The 19208-nt window shown below is 56.1% G+C and carries 20 protein-coding genes; 8 read left to right on the forward strand and 12 right to left on the reverse strand.

The window, feature by feature from the left end:
- Window positions 1–102: 102 nt before the first annotated feature.
- Window positions 103–1494 carry a xanthine/proton symporter XanP gene (xanP, locus tag FOY93_RS00490; RefSeq protein ID WP_127729084.1) on the reverse strand — a complete coding sequence of 464 codons (1392 nt, stop codon included), beginning with the start codon at window positions 1492–1494 and terminating at the stop codon, window positions 103–105.
- Between the two features lie 225 nt (window positions 1495–1719).
- Here xanP and gltS point away from each other — a divergent pair, with 225 nt between their 5' ends.
- Window positions 1720–2922 (forward strand): sodium/glutamate symporter, encoded by a 1203-nt coding sequence (gltS, locus tag FOY93_RS00495; protein WP_111964291.1) that lies wholly within the window; start codon window positions 1720–1722, stop codon window positions 2920–2922.
- 2 nt (window positions 2923–2924) lie between these two features.
- On the opposite strand, the gene recG is transcribed toward gltS, so the two are convergent.
- From recG to gmk, 5 genes are read right to left on the reverse strand one after another with little or no spacing between them, the layout of a single operon-like run.
- A complete protein-coding gene (gene recG, locus FOY93_RS00500; protein ID WP_143344483.1) occupies window positions 2925–5006 on the reverse strand; it encodes an ATP-dependent DNA helicase RecG in 2082 nt (693 codons plus the stop codon).
- Window positions 5007–5009: 3 nt separating this feature from the next.
- The gene (trmH, locus tag FOY93_RS00505) at window positions 5010–5699 is read right to left on the reverse strand and encodes a tRNA (guanosine(18)-2'-O)-methyltransferase TrmH (RefSeq protein WP_047059694.1); all 690 of its coding nucleotides are present in this window, start codon (window positions 5697–5699) and stop codon (window positions 5010–5012) included.
- 4 nt (window positions 5700–5703) lie between these two features.
- Entirely contained in the window at window positions 5704–7818 is a 2115-nt protein-coding gene (gene spoT / locus FOY93_RS00510; protein ID WP_111964293.1) for a bifunctional GTP diphosphokinase/guanosine-3',5'-bis pyrophosphate 3'-pyrophosphohydrolase, read from the reverse strand.
- A 19-nt stretch (window positions 7819–7837) separates the two neighbouring features.
- Window positions 7838–8113, reverse strand: a complete 276-nt coding sequence (rpoZ, locus tag FOY93_RS00515) for a DNA-directed RNA polymerase subunit omega (RefSeq protein WP_000135058.1) — start codon at window positions 8111–8113, stop codon at window positions 7838–7840.
- 54 nt (window positions 8114–8167) lie between these two features.
- Entirely contained in the window at window positions 8168–8791 is a 624-nt protein-coding gene (gene gmk / locus FOY93_RS00520; protein ID WP_010426438.1) for a guanylate kinase, read from the reverse strand.
- 251 nt (window positions 8792–9042) lie between these two features.
- Here gmk and ligB point away from each other — a divergent pair, with 251 nt between their 5' ends.
- On the forward strand, window positions 9043–10713 hold the full coding sequence (gene ligB, locus FOY93_RS00525; RefSeq protein WP_143344484.1) for an NAD-dependent DNA ligase LigB: 1671 nt from the start codon (window positions 9043–9045) through the stop codon (window positions 10711–10713).
- 2 nt (window positions 10714–10715) lie between these two features.
- On the opposite strand, the gene FOY93_RS00530 is transcribed toward ligB, so the two are convergent.
- Together FOY93_RS00530 and FOY93_RS00535 are read right to left on the reverse strand one after the other, a co-directional pair.
- On the reverse strand, window positions 10716–11333 hold the full coding sequence (locus FOY93_RS00530) for a trimeric intracellular cation channel family protein (RefSeq protein WP_023334014.1): 618 nt from the start codon (window positions 11331–11333) through the stop codon (window positions 10716–10718).
- A gap of 205 nt (window positions 11334–11538) precedes the next feature.
- The gene (locus FOY93_RS00535; protein ID WP_090420358.1) at window positions 11539–12402 is read right to left on the reverse strand and encodes a YicC/YloC family endoribonuclease; all 864 of its coding nucleotides are present in this window, start codon (window positions 12400–12402) and stop codon (window positions 11539–11541) included.
- Window positions 12403–12527: 125 nt separating this feature from the next.
- Between FOY93_RS00535 and rph the strand changes: the two genes are divergently transcribed.
- Together rph and pyrE are read left to right on the forward strand one after the other, a co-directional pair.
- Window positions 12528–13244, forward strand: coding sequence for a ribonuclease PH (rph, locus tag FOY93_RS00540; RefSeq protein WP_048975619.1), 717 nt, complete (start codon window positions 12528–12530; stop codon window positions 13242–13244).
- A 67-nt stretch (window positions 13245–13311) separates the two neighbouring features.
- Window positions 13312–13953, forward strand: a complete 642-nt coding sequence (gene pyrE / locus FOY93_RS00545; RefSeq protein ID WP_111964296.1) for an orotate phosphoribosyltransferase — start codon at window positions 13312–13314, stop codon at window positions 13951–13953.
- A 40-nt stretch (window positions 13954–13993) separates the two neighbouring features.
- Here the strand turns inward: pyrE and slmA are convergent, their stop codons facing one another.
- From slmA to coaBC, 3 genes are all read right to left on the reverse strand, one after another.
- A complete protein-coding gene (slmA, locus tag FOY93_RS00550; RefSeq protein ID WP_133293508.1) occupies window positions 13994–14590 on the reverse strand; it encodes a nucleoid occlusion factor SlmA in 597 nt (198 codons plus the stop codon).
- A gap of 120 nt (window positions 14591–14710) precedes the next feature.
- Entirely contained in the window at window positions 14711–15169 is a 459-nt protein-coding gene (dut, locus tag FOY93_RS00555; RefSeq protein ID WP_133293509.1) for a dUTP diphosphatase, read from the reverse strand.
- Window positions 15147–16358: a bifunctional phosphopantothenoylcysteine decarboxylase/phosphopantothenate--cysteine ligase CoaBC gene (gene coaBC / locus FOY93_RS00560; RefSeq protein WP_143345695.1), complete on the reverse strand. Its 1212-nt coding sequence runs from the start codon at window positions 16356–16358 to the stop codon at window positions 15147–15149. Before coaBC ends, dut begins: the two co-directional genes overlap by 23 nt.
- Before the next feature lie 172 nt (window positions 16359–16530).
- On the opposite strand from coaBC, the gene radC reads away from it, so the two are divergent.
- The 4 genes from radC to mutM all read left to right on the forward strand — a co-directional run bounded on the left by radC (window position 16531) and on the right by mutM (window position 18726).
- Window positions 16531–17199 carry a RadC family protein gene (gene radC / locus FOY93_RS00565; protein ID WP_143344485.1) on the forward strand — a complete coding sequence of 223 codons (669 nt, stop codon included), beginning with the start codon at window positions 16531–16533 and terminating at the stop codon, window positions 17197–17199.
- Between the two features lie 218 nt (window positions 17200–17417).
- Window positions 17418–17654 (forward strand): 50S ribosomal protein L28, encoded by a 237-nt coding sequence (gene rpmB, locus FOY93_RS00570; protein WP_002436699.1) that lies wholly within the window; start codon window positions 17418–17420, stop codon window positions 17652–17654.
- A 22-nt stretch (window positions 17655–17676) separates the two neighbouring features.
- Complete coding sequence (gene rpmG, locus FOY93_RS00575; protein ID WP_003024094.1) at window positions 17677–17844, forward strand: 50S ribosomal protein L33; 168 nt, start codon at window positions 17677–17679, stop codon at window positions 17842–17844.
- Between the two features lie 72 nt (window positions 17845–17916).
- A complete protein-coding gene (mutM, locus tag FOY93_RS00580; RefSeq protein ID WP_143344486.1) occupies window positions 17917–18726 on the forward strand; it encodes a bifunctional DNA-formamidopyrimidine glycosylase/DNA-(apurinic or apyrimidinic site) lyase in 810 nt (269 codons plus the stop codon).
- 2 nt (window positions 18727–18728) lie between these two features.
- Here the strand turns inward: mutM and coaD are convergent, their stop codons facing one another.
- Window positions 18729–19208 carry a pantetheine-phosphate adenylyltransferase gene (coaD, locus tag FOY93_RS00585; RefSeq protein ID WP_111964298.1) on the reverse strand — a complete coding sequence of 160 codons (480 nt, stop codon included), beginning with the start codon at window positions 19206–19208 and terminating at the stop codon, window positions 18729–18731.

The raw sequence follows: 19208 nt of genomic DNA on the forward strand, positions 1-19208 counted from the left end.
AACGCACATAAGGGAGTTATGCACGATTTATGCGCAATCCTCAAGGCGGGAATGGTGTAATTCGATGTCACGGCAGGCATTGACTGCCTGCCGTGAGAGAAATCAATTTTTCTCAGGCGGGAAAACGAGGTTCAGCACGATAGCGGTGATACCGCCCGCAGCAATGCCGGAAGAGAGCAGGTTTTTCACCCAGTCAGGGGCAAACTGCAGGATCAGCGGCTGCTGGGAAACGCCCAGACCAACGGCCAGCGACAGCGCGATAATCATGATCGCGCGGCGGTTCAGTGGTTCGCGGGAGACGATACGCACGCCGGAGGCTGCGATAGTCCCGAACATCACCAGCGTTGCGCCGCCCAGCACTGGCTCAGGGATGTGCTGCACAAAGCCGCTTACCGCCGGGAACAGGCCGAGGACGATCAGCATCAGCGCTACTACAAAACCGACGTAGCGGCTGGCCACGCCGGTCAGCTGGATGACGCCGTTGTTTTGACCGAAGCAGGAGTTCGGGAAGGTGTTGAATACCGCAGAGACAAACGAGTTCAGACCGTTCGCCAGAACGCCGCCTTTCAGTCGCTTCATGTACAGCGGGCCGGACACCGGCTGCTCGGAGACGTCTGAGGTAGCGGTGATGTCGCCGATGGTTTCCAGAGAGGTGATCATAAAGACCAGCATCAGCGGCAGGAGCAGACCCCAGTCAATGCCCAGACCGTAGTACAAAGGCGTGGGGACGACGATCAGCGCGCTGTTGGTCGGCGCGGTGTTCTCCGGCAGCATGCCCAGCGCCCACGCCAGCAGATAACCCGCCGCCATGGCGATCACCAGGGAGGCGACGCGCAGGTAAGGGTTACGCTGACGGTTAAGCAGAATAATGATCGCCAGCACGACGCCTGCCAGCAGCAGGTTTTTCGGCGCGCCGAAGGTATGGTCGCTCATCGCGGCATAGCCGCCGCCGATGGAGGTAAGGCCCACCTGAATCAGCGACAGGCCGATAATCATCACGACGACGCCGGAAACCAGCGGGGTGATAACGCGGCGAGCCAGATGCAGAACGCGGGAGATCACCATCTCCGTACAGCTGGCCAGCATCAGCGTGCCGAACAGCGCCGCCATCATGGTCGGAACATCCGCACCGCCGGTTTTCAGGGCCGTACCGCCCATGATCAGCGGTGCCACGAAGTTAAAGCTTGTGCCCTGAATCGACAACAAACCCGACCCCACCGGACCCCACGCTTTAATTTGAATAATTGAGGCCACGCCGGAGGCGAAAAGAGACATGCTGATAATGTGCTGCGTGTCCTGCGCCGGTAAGCCGAGCGCCTGGCAAATCAGCAGCGCCGGAGTGATCACCGCAACAAACATAGCCAGAAGATGCTGGCAGGCAGCGAAAAGCGTTTGCGGCAGCGGCGGGCGGTCTTCAAGGCGGTAAATCAGTTCGCTATTTTGCTTCGGCGCAATCGGTTGCGCATCAGGCGACTCTATGGTGTTAACGGACATCGGCGGCAATCCCACGGTGGAAAAGCGGGCATTTTATCTGACCACCTGGTAAAAGCAAACGATTGCCAGCAAAAAAAGGCAAGAAATTCTGCCGCTGTGAGCAGGTTTTCTACAACGCATCGGGAAAAAAAATTACACTTTTTGCGCCGGGGGCTCATGAAGAGCGCAAACCGGCCCAGGATAACGCCGCGTGTGTATGGAACACGCGCAAAAAAGGAGCCTTCTATGATTCATCTCGATACGTTGTCGACCCTTGTTGCCGCAACGCTGGTCTTACTGCTTGGTCGTAAGCTGGTACATAGCGTTTCCCTTCTGAAAAAGTACACCATTCCTGAACCCGTCGCCGGCGGCCTGCTGGTAGCGCTGGCCCTGCTGGTGCTGAAAAAAAGCCTGGGCTGGGAAATCGATTTTGATATGTCCCTGAAAGACCCTCTGATGCTGGCCTTCTTTGCCACTATCGGCCTGAACGCCAACCTGGCGAGCCTGCGCTCGGGCGGTAAGGTGCTCGGCGTATTCCTGATTGTGGTGGTGGGGCTGCTGCTGATGCAAAACGCCATTGGCATCGGCATGGCGACGCTGCTGGGGCTGGATCCGCTGATGGGGCTGCTGGCGGGGTCGATTACCCTTTCGGGCGGTCACGGAACCGGGGCCGCGTGGAGCAAGCTATTCATCGAACGCTACGGCTTTGAAAACGCGACGGAAGTAGCGATGGCCTGTGCCACCTTTGGCCTGGTGCTGGGTGGCCTGATTGGCGGCCCGGTGGCGCGTTATCTTGTGAAGCACTCTACCACGCCGGACGGCAGGCCGGACGATGAGCTGGTGCCTACCGCCTTTGAAAAGCCGGACGTTGGGCGCAGTATCACCTCGCTGGTGCTGATTGAAACCATCGCGATGATCGCCATCTGCCTGACCGTGGGCAAAGTGGTTGCGCAATGGCTGGCGGGCACAGCGTTTGAGCTGCCGACGTTTGTTTGCGTGCTGTTTATCGGGGTGATCCTGAGCAACGGTCTGGCGCTGATGGGCTTCTACCGCGTGTTTGAAAGGGCGGTGTCGGTGCTCGGCAACGTCTGCCTCTCGCTGTTCCTGGCGATGGCGCTGATGAGCCTCAAGCTGTGGGAGCTGGCCTCGCTGGCGCTGCCGATGGTGGCGATTCTGGCAGTGCAAACCCTGTTTATGGCGCTGTACGCTATGTTCGTCACCTGGCGCATGATGGGCAAAAACTACGATGCGGCGGTGCTGGCGGCGGGTCACTGCGGGTTTGGTCTGGGGGCAACCCCAACGGCTATCGCTAACATGCAGGCGATCACAGAACGGTTCGGGCCATCGCACATGGCGTTTCTGGTGGTCCCGATGGTCGGGGCGTTCTTTATTGATATCGTCAACGCGCTGGTGATCAAGCTATACCTGATGCTGCCAATGTTTGCCTGAAATCAGGCGTTGGAATACCGCTCGGTTTCCGGCATCCAGCGCTCAATTAACGCTGCCGCCTGTTCGGGGTAGCGTTCATGAATGTGGCGCGCAAGGCGCTGAACTTCCGGGATCATAGCCTGATCGCGCAGCAAATCCGCCACTTTGAATTCCGCGTTCCCCGTCTGGCGCGTGCCCAGCAGTTCGCCCGGGCCGCGGATCTCCAGGTCTTTTTGCGCAATCACAAAACCGTCGTTGCTGTCGCGCAGCACCTGCAACCGCATCTGGGCGGTTTTCGAGAGCGGGGCTTTGTAGAGCAGGACGCAGTGGGAGGCTACCGCGCCGCGGCCAACGCGCCCGCGCAGCTGGTGGAGCTGGGCAAGACCCAGGCGCTCCGGGTTTTCGATAATCATCAGGCTGGAGTTCGGGACGTCCACGCCCACTTCAATGACCGTCGTGGCGACCAGCAAATGCAGCTCGCCCTGCTTAAACGACTGCATCACCGACTGTTTTTCAGCGGGCTTCATGCGTCCGTGAACCAGACCCACGTTCAGCTCCGGCAGCGCCAGCTTGAGTTCTTCCCACGTGGCTTCGGCAGCCTGCGCTTCCAGCAGTTCAGACTCCTCGATCAGCGTACAGACCCAGTAGGCCTGACGTCCTTCGTGGGTGCAGGCGTTGCGCACGCGGTCAATAATATCGCTGCGACGCGTGTCAGGAATCGCGACCGTCGTCACCGGCGTCCGCCCCGGCGGCAGTTCGTCGATGGTGGAGGTATCCAGATCGGCGTAGGCGGTCATTGCCAGGGTGCGCGGGATCGGCGTGGCGGTCATGATCAGCTGATGCGGGTGGAAGCCCTGTTGAAGGCCTTTTTCCCACATCGCCAGACGCTGATGGACGCCAAAGCGGTGTTGTTCATCGATAATCACCAGCGCAAGGCCGCTGAACTGCACCTGCTCCTGGAAGATAGCGTGCGTGCCGACAATCATCTGCACCTGCCCGCTGGCGATGGCTTCCTGCTGCGCAAGTCGCGCTTTGCCTTTTTGCTTCCCGGCAAGCCAGCCCACTTCAATCCCCAGCGGCGCGAACCAGGCGCGGAAATTGTTGGCGTGCTGTTCAGCCAGCAGCTCGGTCGGCGCCATAAGCGCGACCTGTTTACCGTGGGCAATCGCGCGCAGGGCTGCCAGCGCGGCAACCAGCGTTTTACCGGACCCTACATCGCCCTGCACCAGGCGCATCATCGGCACGTCGAGCGCCATATCGCGTTCAATCTCAGCGGTGACGCGCGCCTGCGCGCCGGTGGGTTTAAACGGCAGAGAGGCCAGCAGCTTATCTTTGAGCGCATCATTCTGGCTTAAGGGCTGAGCGTGGAAGCGCTGCGCGCCCGCACGAAGCGCCAACATGCTCAGGTTATGCGCCAGTAATTCCTCAAGGATAAGACGCTGTTGGGCGGGGTGTTTGCCGCTTTCTAAATCGCTGAGCTGCAGCGTTGGCGGCGGACGGTGCAGGGTTCGCAGCGCCTCGGGCAGGCTCATCATGCCCTGCGCCAGCTCGGGCGGCAGCAGCTCGGTAATGGCGCAGGTATCCAGCAGCTCCAGCGCCTGATCGGTGAGCTTACGCAGCGTCGCCTGCTTGATGCCTTCGGTCGTCGGGTAAACCGGGGTGAGCGTCTCCTGCAGCTCCGGCGTGCTGAGATCGCCCTGCACGCGGTACTCCGGGTGGATCATCTCTGCGCCGTATTTCCCGCGTTTGGCTTCACCATAGGCCAGCACCCTGCGGCCCGTCGCCAGGCTGTTTTTCATCGCCGCGCTGAAGTTGAAAAAACGCATGGTAAGAATGCCGGTGCCGTCGCTGATCTGGCAGGTCATCATCCGGCGTCCGCCGAAGGTGATATTGCAGTTCAGTACTTCGCCTTCAACGGTGGCGTAAATGGCGGGAAGGAGATCGCCAATCTTATAGAGCTGGGTGCGGTCTTCGTAACGCAGGGGGAGGTGAAGCAGGAGATCCTGCACGGTGTGCAGGCCAATTTTCGCCAGCTTATTGCTTTGCGCCGCGCCCACGCCCGTCAGGCTGTTAAGCGGGATGGCATCCAGCAGGCGGCCTTTCATCGCTTACCCGGCGTACTGCATGGTGGCCCACCACTCGGCATCGGCTTCAATTTCGCCCTGCGCGTTGACGTGGGGGTAAGGCAATTTTTTCTGCTTCGCAACGCGAGCCAGCACCGGATAACCACCTTCAAACAGCAGGCGCTGCTGTTCATCTTCCGGCAGCATGCTGTTGCTGCGCTCGTACATCCCCGCGTTCTGACGCTGGCGCTGCGCTTCATAAAGAATGAGCGCGGACGCCACGGAGACGTTGAGAGACTGGACCATGCCGATCATCGGAATGATGATGTCCCGATCCGCCAGATCCAGCGCTTCCTGGGAGATCCCGGTTTTCTCCTGACCCATTAAAATGCAGGTCGGGCGGGTGTAGTCGATCTCGCGGAAATCTACGGCTTTAGCGGACAGGTTAGTGGCAAGGATCTGCATCCCGCGCCCTTTCAGGTGCGATACGGCTTCGCCAATGGTGTGATGATTTTTGACGGACACCCAGCTGTTGCTGCCTGCCGCCGCTGAGACCGTATTTCGCATACGGCCGTCCGGCCAGACGGCGTGCACTTCATGCACACCGACAGCATCTGCGGTACGGACGATGGCAGAGACGTTATGAGGTTTATGCACCTGCTCCATGCAGACCGTCAGGTCAGGCTGACGCCTGGCGAGCATTTCGCAGATACGTGCATAACGTTGTGAATTCATAAACCTAGTTTCGGTTTCGGGTGACTTTAATCACGTCCGGCATGACGCGGATCTTGCGCATAATATTCGCCAGATGTACGCGGTCGCGGGCGGTCAGACGAATAAAGGCGCTATAAACGCGGCCATCTTTTTCTTCCGTATTCAGACTCTGAATGTTGGAAGAGGCCGTGTTGATCGCTGCCGTCAGGTTCGCCAGGGCACCCTGGTGGTTGAACATATCCACCTTAATTTCGGTGATAAATTCCTGCGCGGTCTCTTTATCCCACTCGACCGCCATAAACTTCTCGGCTTCTTTCTGGTAGCCGCGAATGTTACGACAGGATTCATGGTGGATAACCAGCCCTTTGCCCGGGCTGACGTGCGCAATAATCGGGTCGCCAGGAATTGGGCGGCAACATTTTGCGAAGGTGATCAGTACCCCGTCCGCGCCTTTAATCGGCAAATGAGCATGGCCAGATGCGCCTGGAGCAGAAGGTGTCGCTTCGCCCTGCTGCAAGTTTTTCGCTACTACGACACTCATGGCGTTGCCCAGACCAATTTCCGCCAGCAGATCGTCCAGAGACGTGAGCTTCATTCGGTCGAGTTCGCGCTGGATATGCTCCGGTGGGATCTCAGCCAGCTTACGGCTACCGCCCAACGCGTGGTTGAGCAGCCGACGTCCCAGACTGACGGAATCATCACGCTTGAGGTTTTTCAGCAGCTGGCGAATTTTGGCGCGTGCTTTGGAGCTTACGACAAAGTTCAACCAGGCCGCGTTAGGACGCGCGCCCGGCGCGGTAATAATTTCTACCGTCTGGCCGCTGGAGAGCGGCTGAGACAGCGGATAAGGCTGTCTGTCGACGCGCGCGCCGACGCAGGCATGCCCGATATCGGTATGCACGGCGTAAGCGAAATCGACCGGCGTTGCGCCCGCAGGCAGTTCGACAATGCGACCTTCTGGGGTGAAAACGTAAATCTCATCCGGGAAGAGATCGGATTTAACGCTCTCGATAAATTCAAACGAGCTGCCCGCACTCTGCTGAAGTTCCAGCAGGCTCTGCATCCAGCGCTGGGCGCGGATTTGTGCGGTCGTACTGCTTTCGCCGCCGTGCTCTTTATAGGCCCAGTGTGCGGCTACACCCATCTCTGCCATCTGGTCCATGTCTTCGGTGCGAATTTGCACCTCAACAGGCACGCCGTGCGGCCCGATCATCGAGGTGTGCAAAGATTGATAGCCGTTCGCTTTTGGAATGGCGATATAATCTTTCATACGCCCCGGACGCGGCTTGTAGAGGCTGTGCATCTGCCCCAGCACGCGATAACAGGTGTCCGAGTCATGGACGATCACGCGGAAGGCGTAGATATCCATGATCGAGTGAAAACGTTGCTCTTTGAGCACCATTTTGCAATAGATGGAGTACAGGTGTTTCTCGCGACCGCTAACGCGGCACGGAATTCCCGCTTCCTGCAAGCGCCCTTCGATTTCAGAGAGGATTTTTTGAATCATCTCTTTACGGTTACCGCGTGCGGCTTTCACCACCTCTTTAATGACGCGATAACGGTTCGGGTACAACGCTTCAAAACCCAGCTCTTCCAGCTCGGTTTTAATGTGGTGAATACCTAAACGGTGCGCCAGCGGGCTGTAAATTTCGAGGGTTTCACGGGCAATACGGCGACGTTTATCCGGACGAAGTGAGCCCAGCGTGCGCATGTTGTGGGTACGGTCAGCGAGTTTGATGAGAATGACGCGGATATCCTGCACCATCGCCATAATCATCTTGCGGAAGTTTTCGGCTTGCGCCTCTTTCTTGTCGCGGAAATTCAGCTTATCAAGCTTAGAGACCCCTTCCACCAGTTCGGCAACGCTTTTGCCAAACAGCTGTTCCATGTCCTGGTAAGTGGCAGGGGTATCTTCGATCACGTCGTGCAGCAGAGCGGCCATGAGCGTTTCGTAGTCGAGTTTCATCTCGGCCAGAATACAGGCCACCGCTACCGGGTGCGTGATATAGGGTTCACCGCTTGAACGTGTCTGGCCCTCGTGAGCGTCACGTGCAACGAGATACGCCTGCTGAAGACGCTTAATCTGGTCTTCAGGCAGGTAGGTTTGAATCAGTTGATTCAGGCTTTCAAACAGATACAAGGGCGACCCGCAGGTTTAATTAACGACGACCTTCAGCAATAGCGGTTACGGCCTGCAGTTCTGCGGCTTCCTGCTCTTGCTGCTCCTGGCGCTCACGCACGTCGAGGATCTGGTTGTTGATCAGACCTTCTTCGATTTCGCGAAGTGCAATAACGGTGGTTTTATCGTTTTCTTCCGGTACCAGCGGATCTTTACCGCCTACCTGCATCTGACGAGCGCGACGCGCGGCGACCAGTACCAGGTCAAAACGGTTACCAATTTTCTCTACAGCGTCCTGAACAGTTACGCGTGCCATACTTAAAATGCTCCACAGGTGAAGAAATGACTGGGCATGATACTGAAAGTGGGTTCAGTCTGCCAACAGTTTGGTGATTAATGCGTCATGTCGCTGCTTCTGGCGGCTCATACGCAGACGTTCTGCACGAAGAATGGTTTTGAGATCGCTCAGCGCGGCATCAAAATCATCATTCACAATTAGGTAATCATATTCCGCGTAATGGCTCATTTCTGCAACAGCCTGTTCCATACGCTTTGCGATCACTTCTTCGCTGTCCTGGCCGCGCCCACGCAGGCGGCGATCCAGCTCATCTTTCGATGGTGGTAAAATAAAGATACTGCGGGAGTCAGGCATTTTCTTGCGAATTTGCTGCGCACCCTGCCAGTCGATATCCAGGAACACATTCACGCCCGTGGCCAGAACCTGCTCAATGGTTTCACGCGAGGTACCGTAGTAATTACCGAAGACTTCAGCGTGTTCAAGAAACGCGTCTCTGCCGATCATCGCTCTGAATTCGTCGTGATCCACAAAGAAATAGTGTTCACCGTGCACTTCACCCGGACGCGGCGCTCGCGTGGTATGAGAAACAGAAACCTGTGTGTCGTACAACGGTTGGGTTTTTAACAGTGCCTGAATAAGGCTGGATTTACCCGCGCCGCTAGGGGCAGAAACAATATAAAGCGTGCCTTGAGCCATGAGAGTCTTTTGTATGTGTTAACGAAGAAGTCCTACATACGGGCTTATTATACACGTCACCGCCGTGTGACGTAGTCTTTGTCACACTTTTTCCCTCGGATTATTGAATTTTGCGTGCCGTTTTCAGGTTTTATCTGGGGTTTTCAGCCACCAAAAGAAATACCGGATAGCGTCTCGCATTGTGAAACGTTGCCGTTAGCGTTGTTTCAGGCATCAGGGTATACCTCTTGCAATGCAAAGGAGGGGTAGCGATGTGGCGATGGATAAGCGGGGTAATGTTGTTGTGGTGTGGCTATGGCGCGGCGGTTTGCCCAGTGTGGTCGCAGGCAAAAGCAGAGAAAGAGATGGCGTCGTTAAGCGCGCAAATCAAACGCTGGGATAACGCTTATTGGAAGGAGGGGGTGAGCGAGGTCAACGACGAAGTTTACGACCAGCTTCACGGGCGGTTAACGCAGTGGCAGCGCTGTTTCGGCAGCGAGCCTTCAGAAGAGAAACTCCCTAATCTGACGGGGAGCGTAAAACATCCTGTCGCCCATACGGGCGTACATAAAGTGGCCAGCAAAGAGGCTCTGAGACAGTGGATGCTCGCTCGGCAACATCTGTGGATGCAGCCCAAAGTTGACGGTGTGGCGGTAACGCTGGTCTATCGTGACGGAAAGTTGGCCCAGGCCATCAGTCGAGGTGATGGCCTGAAAGGGGAAGACTGGACCGATAAGGTACGTTTAATCCCGTCTGTTCCGCAAAAGCTCACCGGCAAGTTGGCAAATAGCGTCTTACAGGGCGAGCTTTTCTGGTTAAGCGACAATCACGTTCAGCGGCAGATGGGCGGGATGAATGCTCGCGCAAAAGTTGCGGGTGCGATGATGCGGCAAAAGGATAACGCGCTATCGAATAAGCTCGGCGTATTCATCTGGGCCTGGCCGGACGGACCGAAAGAGATGCATACATCTCTAGCTGAACTGTCTCAGGCCGGTTTTACGCTGTCGGCACGGTATACGTTACCCGCCGATGCTGTTGATGCCGTCGAGAAACAGCGCGCGGCCTGGCACGTAACCGCATTACCCTTTGCCACGGATGGCATTGTGGTGCGTTCGGAGAATGAACCCGCGGGCGAAGATTGGTTACCGGGAGAAGGCAGCTGGGTCGTCGCGTGGAAATATCCTCCTGCAGCCCAGGTCGCCGAGGTGAGTGATATTCATTTTTCCGTGGGACGAACGGGCAAAATTTCCGTTGTAGCAGCGCTGGAACCCGTGCAACTGGATGATAAACAGGTGCAGCGGGTGAGTCTGGGCTCGGTTGAGCGCTGGCAGGGGCTGGATATTGCCCCGGGGGATCAGATCCAGATCAGCCTGGCCGGGCAAGGTATCCCCCGGTTTGATAAGGTGCTCTGGCGCGGGAGTGACAGACATAAACCAGAGCCTCCGGCCCCACGTTATCATTCTCTTAGCTGTTTCTATGCTTCACCGGAGTGTATGGAACAGTTCTTTGCCCGACTGACCTGGCTTAGTTCAAAGCAGGTACTTGATATTGATGGATTAGGCGAGTCAGGCTGGCGAACCCTCTGGCAGGCGCATCATTTTGAACATCTCTTTTCGTGGCTGTTATTAACGCAGGCGCAGCTGCAGGCTGTACCGGGATTTTCCTCTGCGCGCGGGCTGGCGCTCTGGCACCGATTTAATCTGGTGCGCGAGAAGCCTTTTACCCGCTGGCTCATGGCATTGGGTGTGCCAATGTCGCAGTCTTCGCTGAAGGCAATGGGAGACATATCGTGGCAGAAGATGAGCGGGCGCAACGCAAAGGACTGGCAGACCCTGCCGGGAACGGGAGAGGAGAAAGCGCGACAAATCATTAACTGGCTGCACGCGCCTCAAATTGATGTGCTGGCGAAATGGCTCGCTGAACAGCACATCAATGGGTTCTGAAGCTAGTGTGCGCTGTGTTTGTAATGAAAAACGGGCAGCCCGAGCTTCAGACGCAGCGCCAGCATGCGGGCCGTAAAGCCAAACAGCAGCGTCGAGATGACCACCACGTCATGGTTAGAAACATAATGCTGCAGAGCGATATAAAGCACCGCTGCCGCAAAGGAAATGCCAGCATACAGCTCTTTTTGAAAGACCAGGGGGATGCGTTTGCAGAACATATCTCGCAGCACGCCGCCGAATACGCCAGTGACCACGGCAGCAATGGTGGCGATTACCGGGCCTTCCCCCATATCGAGCGCGATTTGCGCACCGATGATCGAAAAAACGATCAGCCCCAGCGCATCAAGCACCAGGAACAGGCGGCGAAGATGGGGCATAACGGGCGCCACGATGGTGGTTAACACGGCGGCCGTCGCCACGATAATCACGTATTCAGGGTGTTTAACCCAGCCGAGCGGGTAATGGCCAAGCAGAATATCGCGCACGGAACCGCCGCCCAGTGCGGTTGCTGTAGCAATAATGATTACGCCGAAGGTATCCATACGGCGACGTCCGGCGGCAAGTGCGCCGGTCATGGCTTCTGCGGTGATGCCAATGAGATAAAGGATGTGAAGCAGCATATACCCTCCGGTGTGAACGCGTGGGAGGTTAGCGATTTGTGCGCAAGATCACGATTGAGATTTTCTAAGGCGACTTGATTTGCCCTATAAATTTTTATCAGGATATGTTGAAAAAGCTTGATGAGCGGCGGTAAAAGACAAAAATAGATGCATGGATGGATTAGAAATAGTAATGGGTGGCACCATCGACACCACCCGAAATGCATTACTCGATATTCTGGATCTGCTCGCGCATCTGCTCAATCAGCACTTTCAGCTCAATCGCTGAATTCGTCACTTCTGCATTGATTGACTTAGACGCCAGGGTGTTCGACTCGCGGTTGAACTCCTGCATCATAAAGTCCAGACGGCGGCCCACAGCCTCTTTCTTCTTCAGAATGTTGTAGGTTTCTTTAACGTGCGCTTCCAGACGGTCCAGCTCTTCAGCGACATCGATACGCTGCGCCATCAGCACCAGTTCTTGTTCCAGACGGGTGTTTTCCAGCTGAACTTCGGCTTCTTCCAGTTTGGCGACAAGACGCTCGCGCTGCCATTGCAGCACTTCTGGCATATGGGCGCGGACTTTGGCTACTTCGGTGCTCACGCCTTCAAGGCGCTGCTCAATCATCGCTTTCAGCGCCTGGCCTTCGGTTTCACGGGCAACGATAAAGTCGTCCAGCGTGCCGTCGAGGGCTGCCAGGATTTCAGCGGCAATGGCATCCAGGTCCTGTTCACCGGCGGCCATGACGCCAGGCCAGCGCAGAATATCAACCGGGTTGATTTCGCCTTCATCGCTCTGCATTTTGACCCAGTTCGCCGCATTCACGAGCTGTTTCGCCAGTTTTTCGTTGAGGATCAGTTCGCCCTGAGCGCTGGCATCAGGCTCAAAGCGCAGGTTACATTCCACTTTCCCGCGCGTCAGACGCGTACGGATACGTTCACGTACGACAGGCTCAAGGCTGCGGAACTGCTCCGGCATACGGAAATACGTTTCCAGGTAACGCTGGTTTACCGAGCGCATTTCCCATGTGGCGCTACCCCAGCTACCCTTGATTTCACGCCGGGCGTAGGCGGTCATACTGCGGATCATAGACATTCCCGTTTTTAAAGGAGAGATGGGGGGATTATAGCTTTCGGGGGCTTCTCAGGATAGGAATAAGCGTCCTTTATCCGTATAATGCGCAGCCACATTCGTTTCAAGCCGGAGAATCCATCATGCGTCCATCAGGTCGTAGCGCCAATCAGGTGCGTCCCGTCACCCTGACCCGTAACTATACAAAACACGCTGAAGGCTCCGTGCTGGTTGAGTTTGGTGACACGAAGGTTCTCTGCACCGCGTCCATTGAAGAAGGCGTTCCGCGTTTCCTGAAAGGTCAGGGCCAGGGCTGGATCACCGCAGAGTACGGCATGCTGCCGCGTGCGACCCATACCCGAAACGCCCGCGAAGCGGCAAAGGGCAAGCAGGGCGGTCGTACCATGGAAATTCAGCGTCTGATCGCGCGTGCGCTGCGTGCAGCCGTTGATCTGAAAATCCTCGGCGAATTCACCATTACGCTGGACTGCGACGTTATTCAGGCAGACGGTGGTACGCGTACGGCGTCCATTACTGGCGCATGCGTGGCGCTGGCGGATGCCCTCAACAAGCTGGTTGCGGCCGGTAAGCTGAAAACCAACCCAATGAAAGGTATGGTTGCGGCGGTGTCCGTGGGTATCGTTAACGGTGAAGCGCTTTGCGATCTGGAATACGTTGAAGATTCTGCCGCCGAGACCGACATGAACGTGGTGATGACCGAAGACGGTCGCATCATTGAAGTACAGGGCACGGCGGAAGGCGAGCCGTTCACCCACGACGAGCTTCTCTCCCTGCTGGCGTTGGCCCGAGGGGGAATCGAATCCATTGTAACGACGCAGAAAGCGGCGTTAGAAAATTGATTTAAAAGGCGACCAATGAGTCGCCTTTTTTTTGCCTGTAAGACAGAAAAACCAAAGGAGCAAATCCATGAAATCGTATCAGCGCCAGTTTATTGAGTTTGCGCTTAACAAGCAGGTACTTAAGTTTGGCGAGTTTACGCTGAAATCCGGGCGTAAGAGTCCCTATTTCTTCAACGCCGGGCTGTTTAATACCGGGCGCGATCTGGCACTGTTAGGCCGTTTCTATGCCGAAGCGCTGGTGGATTCCGGGATTGATTTTGACCTGCTTTTTGGCCCGGCCTATAAAGGCATTCCGATTGCGACCACCACCGCGGTGGCGCTGGCGGAACACCATGACCGCGACGTGCCGTACTGCTTTAACCGCAAAGAGGCTAAAACCCACGGTGAAGGCGGAAATCTGGTCGGCAGCACACTGCAGGGCCGCGTCATGCTGGTCGATGACGTGATCACCGCGGGTACGGCGATCCGCGAATCGATGGAGATTATCCAGGCCAACGGTGCGACGCTTGCTGGCGTGCTAATTTCTCTGGATCGTCAGGAGCGTGGTCGCGGTGAAATTTCCGCTATTCAGGAAGTTGAGCGCGATTACAGCTGTAAAGTGACGTCGATTATCACCCTGAAAGAGCTGATTGCGTATCTGGAAGAGAAGCCTGAGATGGCGGACCATCTGGCGGCGGTACGTGCGTACCGGGAAGAGTTCGGGGTGTAGTTAAATTGCCCGGTGGCGCGACGCTTACCGGGCTTACGGATTACTGCAGCTGAGCAGCCACTAACGGCCAGCGGGCTTCAAAATCGTCCGTTGGACGGTATTTGAATTCGCTACGCACAAAGCGGGAGAGCATGCCTTCACAAAACGCCAGAATCTGGCTCGCCAGCAGCGTTTCATCAATGCTGTAACCTTCGCCCTCACGCATTTTCTTTTCGCGCAGTACCTGGCGCAGCTGCGCTTCAATTCGCTCGAAAAGCTGGTTAATGCGGCCCTGCAGTCTGTCCTGTTCAAACATCAGCGCGTGGCCGGTGAGGATACGGGTTAAGCCCGGATTGCGTTCACCGAAGCCCAGGATTAACAGCACAATCAGACGCAGACGCGCGGTCGTGTCTTTTTCATCTTTCAGAATCAGGTTGATGCGCGTGATCAGGCTGTCTTCAATGAATTCGATCAGGCTGTCGAACATCCGGGTTTTGCTCGGAAAATGACGGTACAGCGCCGCCTCAGACACGCCCACAGAGGCGGCCAGTTTAGCGGTGGTGATGCGTTGACTGCCATCGCTGGATTCAAGCATCAGAGCCAGAGATTGAAGTATTTCTTCGCGACGATTCCTTTTCGCGGTTTGTTTTTCTGCCATGTTACAAAATACCCCTGAAAATAAGCACTTGCCAGGCTGGCATCCACACAGCGACCGCAAACTGGCGTTTGCGGTTTGTTATTGCATTATGACGCTGTGAGATACGTGTCTTTCGGGCCGTTATTTGCGCCCGGAATGGCCGAAGCCGCCTTCGCCACGGTCGGTGGCGTCAAAGTCTGCCACCAGGTTAAATTCTGCCTGTACCACCGGTACAAAGACCATCTGTGCGATACGCTCGCCTGGTTCAATGGTGAAGCTGTCCTGACCACGGTTCCAGACGGAGACCATCAGTTGACCCTGATAGTCGGAGTCAATCAGACCCACCAGGTTACCCAGCACAACGCCGTGCTTATGGCCCAGACCAGAACGCGGCAGGATCACCGCTGCCAGAGACGGGTCAGCAATGTGAATCGCCAGGCCAGTTGGAACCAGGGTAGTGGCACCCGGAGCCAGTTCTACGGCGTCATCGAGACAGGCGCGCAGGTCAAGACCGGCAGAGCCGGAGGTGGCATAGGTTGGCAGCGGGAATAGCTCGCCAACACGCGGGTCCAGAATCTTAACGTCGATTTTTTTCATCATAACGGGTAACGATCTCGTCCAGTAATTGTTGGCCCAGGAGTTCCTTGCGCTCAAGCGGTAAGACTTTATCTCCATCCTGCCAGAAAAGGTGCAGTGCGTTGCTGTCGCTGTTAAATCCCTGTGTGGCCAGCGATACGTCGTTCGCGCAAATCAAATCGAGGTTTTTGCGGGTACGTTTTTGCCGGGCATATTCTTCCACATTATTCGTTTCTGCGGCAAACCCAACAACGTATGGACGATGGCTTTTTAGTGTGGCGACACCGGCAACAATGTCCGGGTTTTTCACCATTTTTATTGTTAATTCATCGCCTTGCTTTTTAATTTTAGCCTCGGCGATCGTCTCGGCACGATAGTCTGCAACGGCTGCACAGCCGATAAAAATCTGCTGGCTTTGAGCATGCGCCTGCACGGCGGCTTCCATCTCCAGCGCGGTGGTAACGTCAATTCGCTTCACAAACGCAGGGGTAGGCAGCGATACCGGGCCGCTCACCAGCGTGACGTTCGCGCCGCGCTTCGCCGCTGCGGCGGCAATGGCAAAACCCATCTTACCGGAGCTGTGATTGGTGATATAGCGCACCGGGTCCAGCGGCTCGCGCGTAGGGCCCGCGGTAATCATGATGTTGAGATGTTGCAGATCGTTGACAGGCGAAAAATGGGCGGCGGCCATATCAACAATCGTCAGCGGATCAAGCATGCGACCCGGGCCAACGTCGCCGCAGGCCTGGCTGCCGCTGTCCGGTCCCCAGATAAGCAGTCCGCGTGAGGCCAGCGTCTCAAGATTGTGCTGGGTGGCCGCATTACGGTACATCTGCTGGTTCATAGCAGGAACGACGGCAACAGGCGCAGGCGTGGCCAGACAAATGGTGGAAACCAGGTCGTTTGCCATACCGGCCGCCACCCGAGCGATTAAATCGGCCGTGGCGGGGGCGAGGATAACCAGGTCTGCCCATTTACCCAGTTCAATATGGCCCATCGCGGCTTCGGCGGCCGGATCGAGCAGGCTGTCAGAAACCGGGTATCCTGAAACGGCCTGCAGGCTCAGGGGAGTGATAAAGGCTTTACCGCCTTCGGTTATCGCGACCCGCACATCAGCCCCTCGCTCGCGCAGGCGACGCACGAGGTCCGGCGCTTTATAAGCAGCAATGCCGCCGCTCACGCCAAGAACGATTTTTTTACCGGCCAGGCTCATCATGATTCTTTCCTGTTGGGTTTCACCAGAGAGCAGGCATTTTATCACAATCCCCAAAGCGGGGTGATTTTGTCCTTCGGCCACTTTGCGAGCCGCTACGCAAGAACGCAATGTGGTCGTCGAGCGACGGATTGGCCTGTGGCAGCATGAGGTTAAAAAAGGGAGAAAGGGCATGGAAGAAAAGGATGAGGAGCTGCTGCCGCGCGAAAAACTGCTGCGCTATGGCGTCACCCTGTTAAAAGACGATGAACTGCTGGCGCTCTTTTTACGTACCGGAACGCCCGGAAAAACGGTATTTACGCTGGCAAAAGAGCTGATAGCACATTTCGGTTCGCTCTACGGTTTACTGACCGCCGATCTGGCGCAGTTTAAGCACGTAGAGGGGATCGGCGTGGCGAAGTATGCCCAGCTGAGGGGCATAGCTGAACTTGCCCGCCGTTTTTATAATGTCCGCATGGAGAAGGAAGATCCGATCCTGACGCCAGAAATGACGCGTGAATTCCTGCAAAGTCAGTTAACCGATATTGAACGCGAGATCTTTATGGTGATCTTTGTCGATAACAGAAATCGAGTGCTTAAACATAGCTGTCTCTTTGCGGGCACATTGAGCCACGTTGAGGTGCATCCGCGTGAAATTGTGCGGGAAGCGATAAAAGTGAATGCAGCGGGCGTGATCCTCGCGCATAATCACCCCTCTGGCTGTGCAGAACCGAGCAGAGCTGACAAAGAAATCACCGAACGCATTATCAAATGCTGTCAATTCATGGACATTCGTGTGCTGGACCATCTGATAATTGGCCGCGGTGAGTACATTTCTTTCGCAGAACATGGCTGGATTTAGGCTATTTCTCGCGATCCATCGGGATCTTTGTCTGTTCGGGACTTGAGCACACCGCCGAGTCAGCGTATACTACGCCACCTTTGAGAATCTCGGGTTTGGCATTTGGGCCTGGCAATCGAGAGTTCACTTAGAACTATGCGATGACCGGGCTGTAAAGCCTGACGAGGCGCCGATACCCCATACGAAGCTCGAGCTAATTTGATTTTTGGAGAATAGACATGTCCCGAGTCTGCCAAGTTACTGGCAAGCGTCCGGTGACCGGTAACAACCGTTCCCACGCACTGAACGCGACTAAACGCCGTTTCCTGCCGAACCTGCACTCTCACCGTTTCTGGGTTGAGAGCGAGAAGCGTTTTGTCACCCTGCGCGTATCTGCTAAAGGTATGCGTGTAATCGATAAGAAAGGCATCGATACAGTTCTGTCTGAACTGCGTGCCCGTGGCGAAAAGTACTAAGTACTTAAAGAGGAAATAAATCATGGCTAAAGGTATTCGCGAGAAAATCAAGCTGGTTTCTTCTGCTGGTACAGGTCACTTCTACACCACCACGAAGAACAAACGTACTAAGCCGGAAAAACTGGAACTGAAAAAATTCGATCCAGTTGTACGCCAGCACGTACTGTACAAAGAAGCTAAAATCAAATAATTTTAGTCTCCTTGTAACGAAAAACCCCGCAACTGCGGGGTTTTTTGCATTCTGTATCTCAACGGAGGAACCATGCCTGAATTACCTGAGGTAGAAACCAGCCGCCGCGGTATTGAGCCCCATCTGGTCGGCGCGACGATTCTTCACGCGGTGATCCGCAATGGACGTCTGCGCTGGCCGGTGTCCGATGAGATCCACGCGTTAAGTGACAAACCCGTCCTGAGCGTACAGCGTCGCGCGAAATACCTGCTGCTGGAGCTGCCCGACGGCTGGATCATTATCCACCTGGGGATGTCCGGAAGCCTGCGCATTCTTACCGAAGAACTGCCTGCGGAAAAGCACGACCATGTCGATCTGGTGATGAGCAACGGCAAAGTGCTCCGTTACACCGACCCACGGCGCTTTGGCGCGTGGCTGTGGACGAAGGAGCTTGAAGGGCATAACGTGCTTGCGCATCTGGGCCCCGAGCCACTCTCAGACGCGTTTAACGCGGAATACCTCAAGGCAAAGTGTGCGAAGAAGATAAGCCCGATTAAGCCCTGGCTGATGGATAACAAGCTGGTGGTCGGCGTGGGGAATATCTATGCCAGCGAATCGCTGTTTGCCGCCGGGATCCATCCCGATCGGCTGGCCTCTTCGCTGTCTGCGGAGGAGTGCGAGCTACTGGTCCGGGTGATTAAAGCCGTATTGCTGCGCTCGATTGAACAGGGGGGAACAACGCTGAAGGACTTCCTGCAAAGTGACGGCAAGCCGGGCTATTTTGCCCAGGAGCTGCAGGTGTATGGCCGTAAAGGCGAACCGTGCAGAGTCTGCGGTACGCCCATTATTGCCACGAAGCACGCCCAGCGCGCCACGTTCTACTGCCGTCAGTGCCAGAAATAGGGCTACTTGAGCTTTTCCATCAACGCCTGGTGGACGTTAACCGGCAGGAAATGGGTAACGTCCCCATGATGGCGCGCCACCTCTTTTACCAGCGTGGACGAGATAAACGACCACTCTTTGGAGGGCATCAGAAACACGCTTTCCAGCTCCGGCATCAGGTGGCGATTCATGTGCGCCAGCTGCATCTCATACTCGAAGTCTGCCACCGCGCGTAAGCCGCGGATCAGAATATTGGCCTGCTGAGCGCGGGCGAAGTTAGCCATCAGATCGCTAAACCCGACCACCTCAACATTCGGTAGGTGCGAAATGGCATCGGTGGCGAGCTGCACGCGCTCGTTGAGATCAAACATCGGCTTTTTGCTGGGGCTGGCGGCAATGGCCAGGATCACCTTATCGAACATGCTCGCCGCACGGGTGATGATATCAAGATGACCGTTGGTGATCGGATCGAAGGTACCCGGATAAATCGCTTTTGTGCTCAT

The organism is Enterobacter sp. 18A13 (genome assembly GCF_007035975.1).
Taxonomy (GTDB): Bacteria; Pseudomonadota; Gammaproteobacteria; order Enterobacterales; family Enterobacteriaceae; genus Enterobacter; species Enterobacter vonholyi.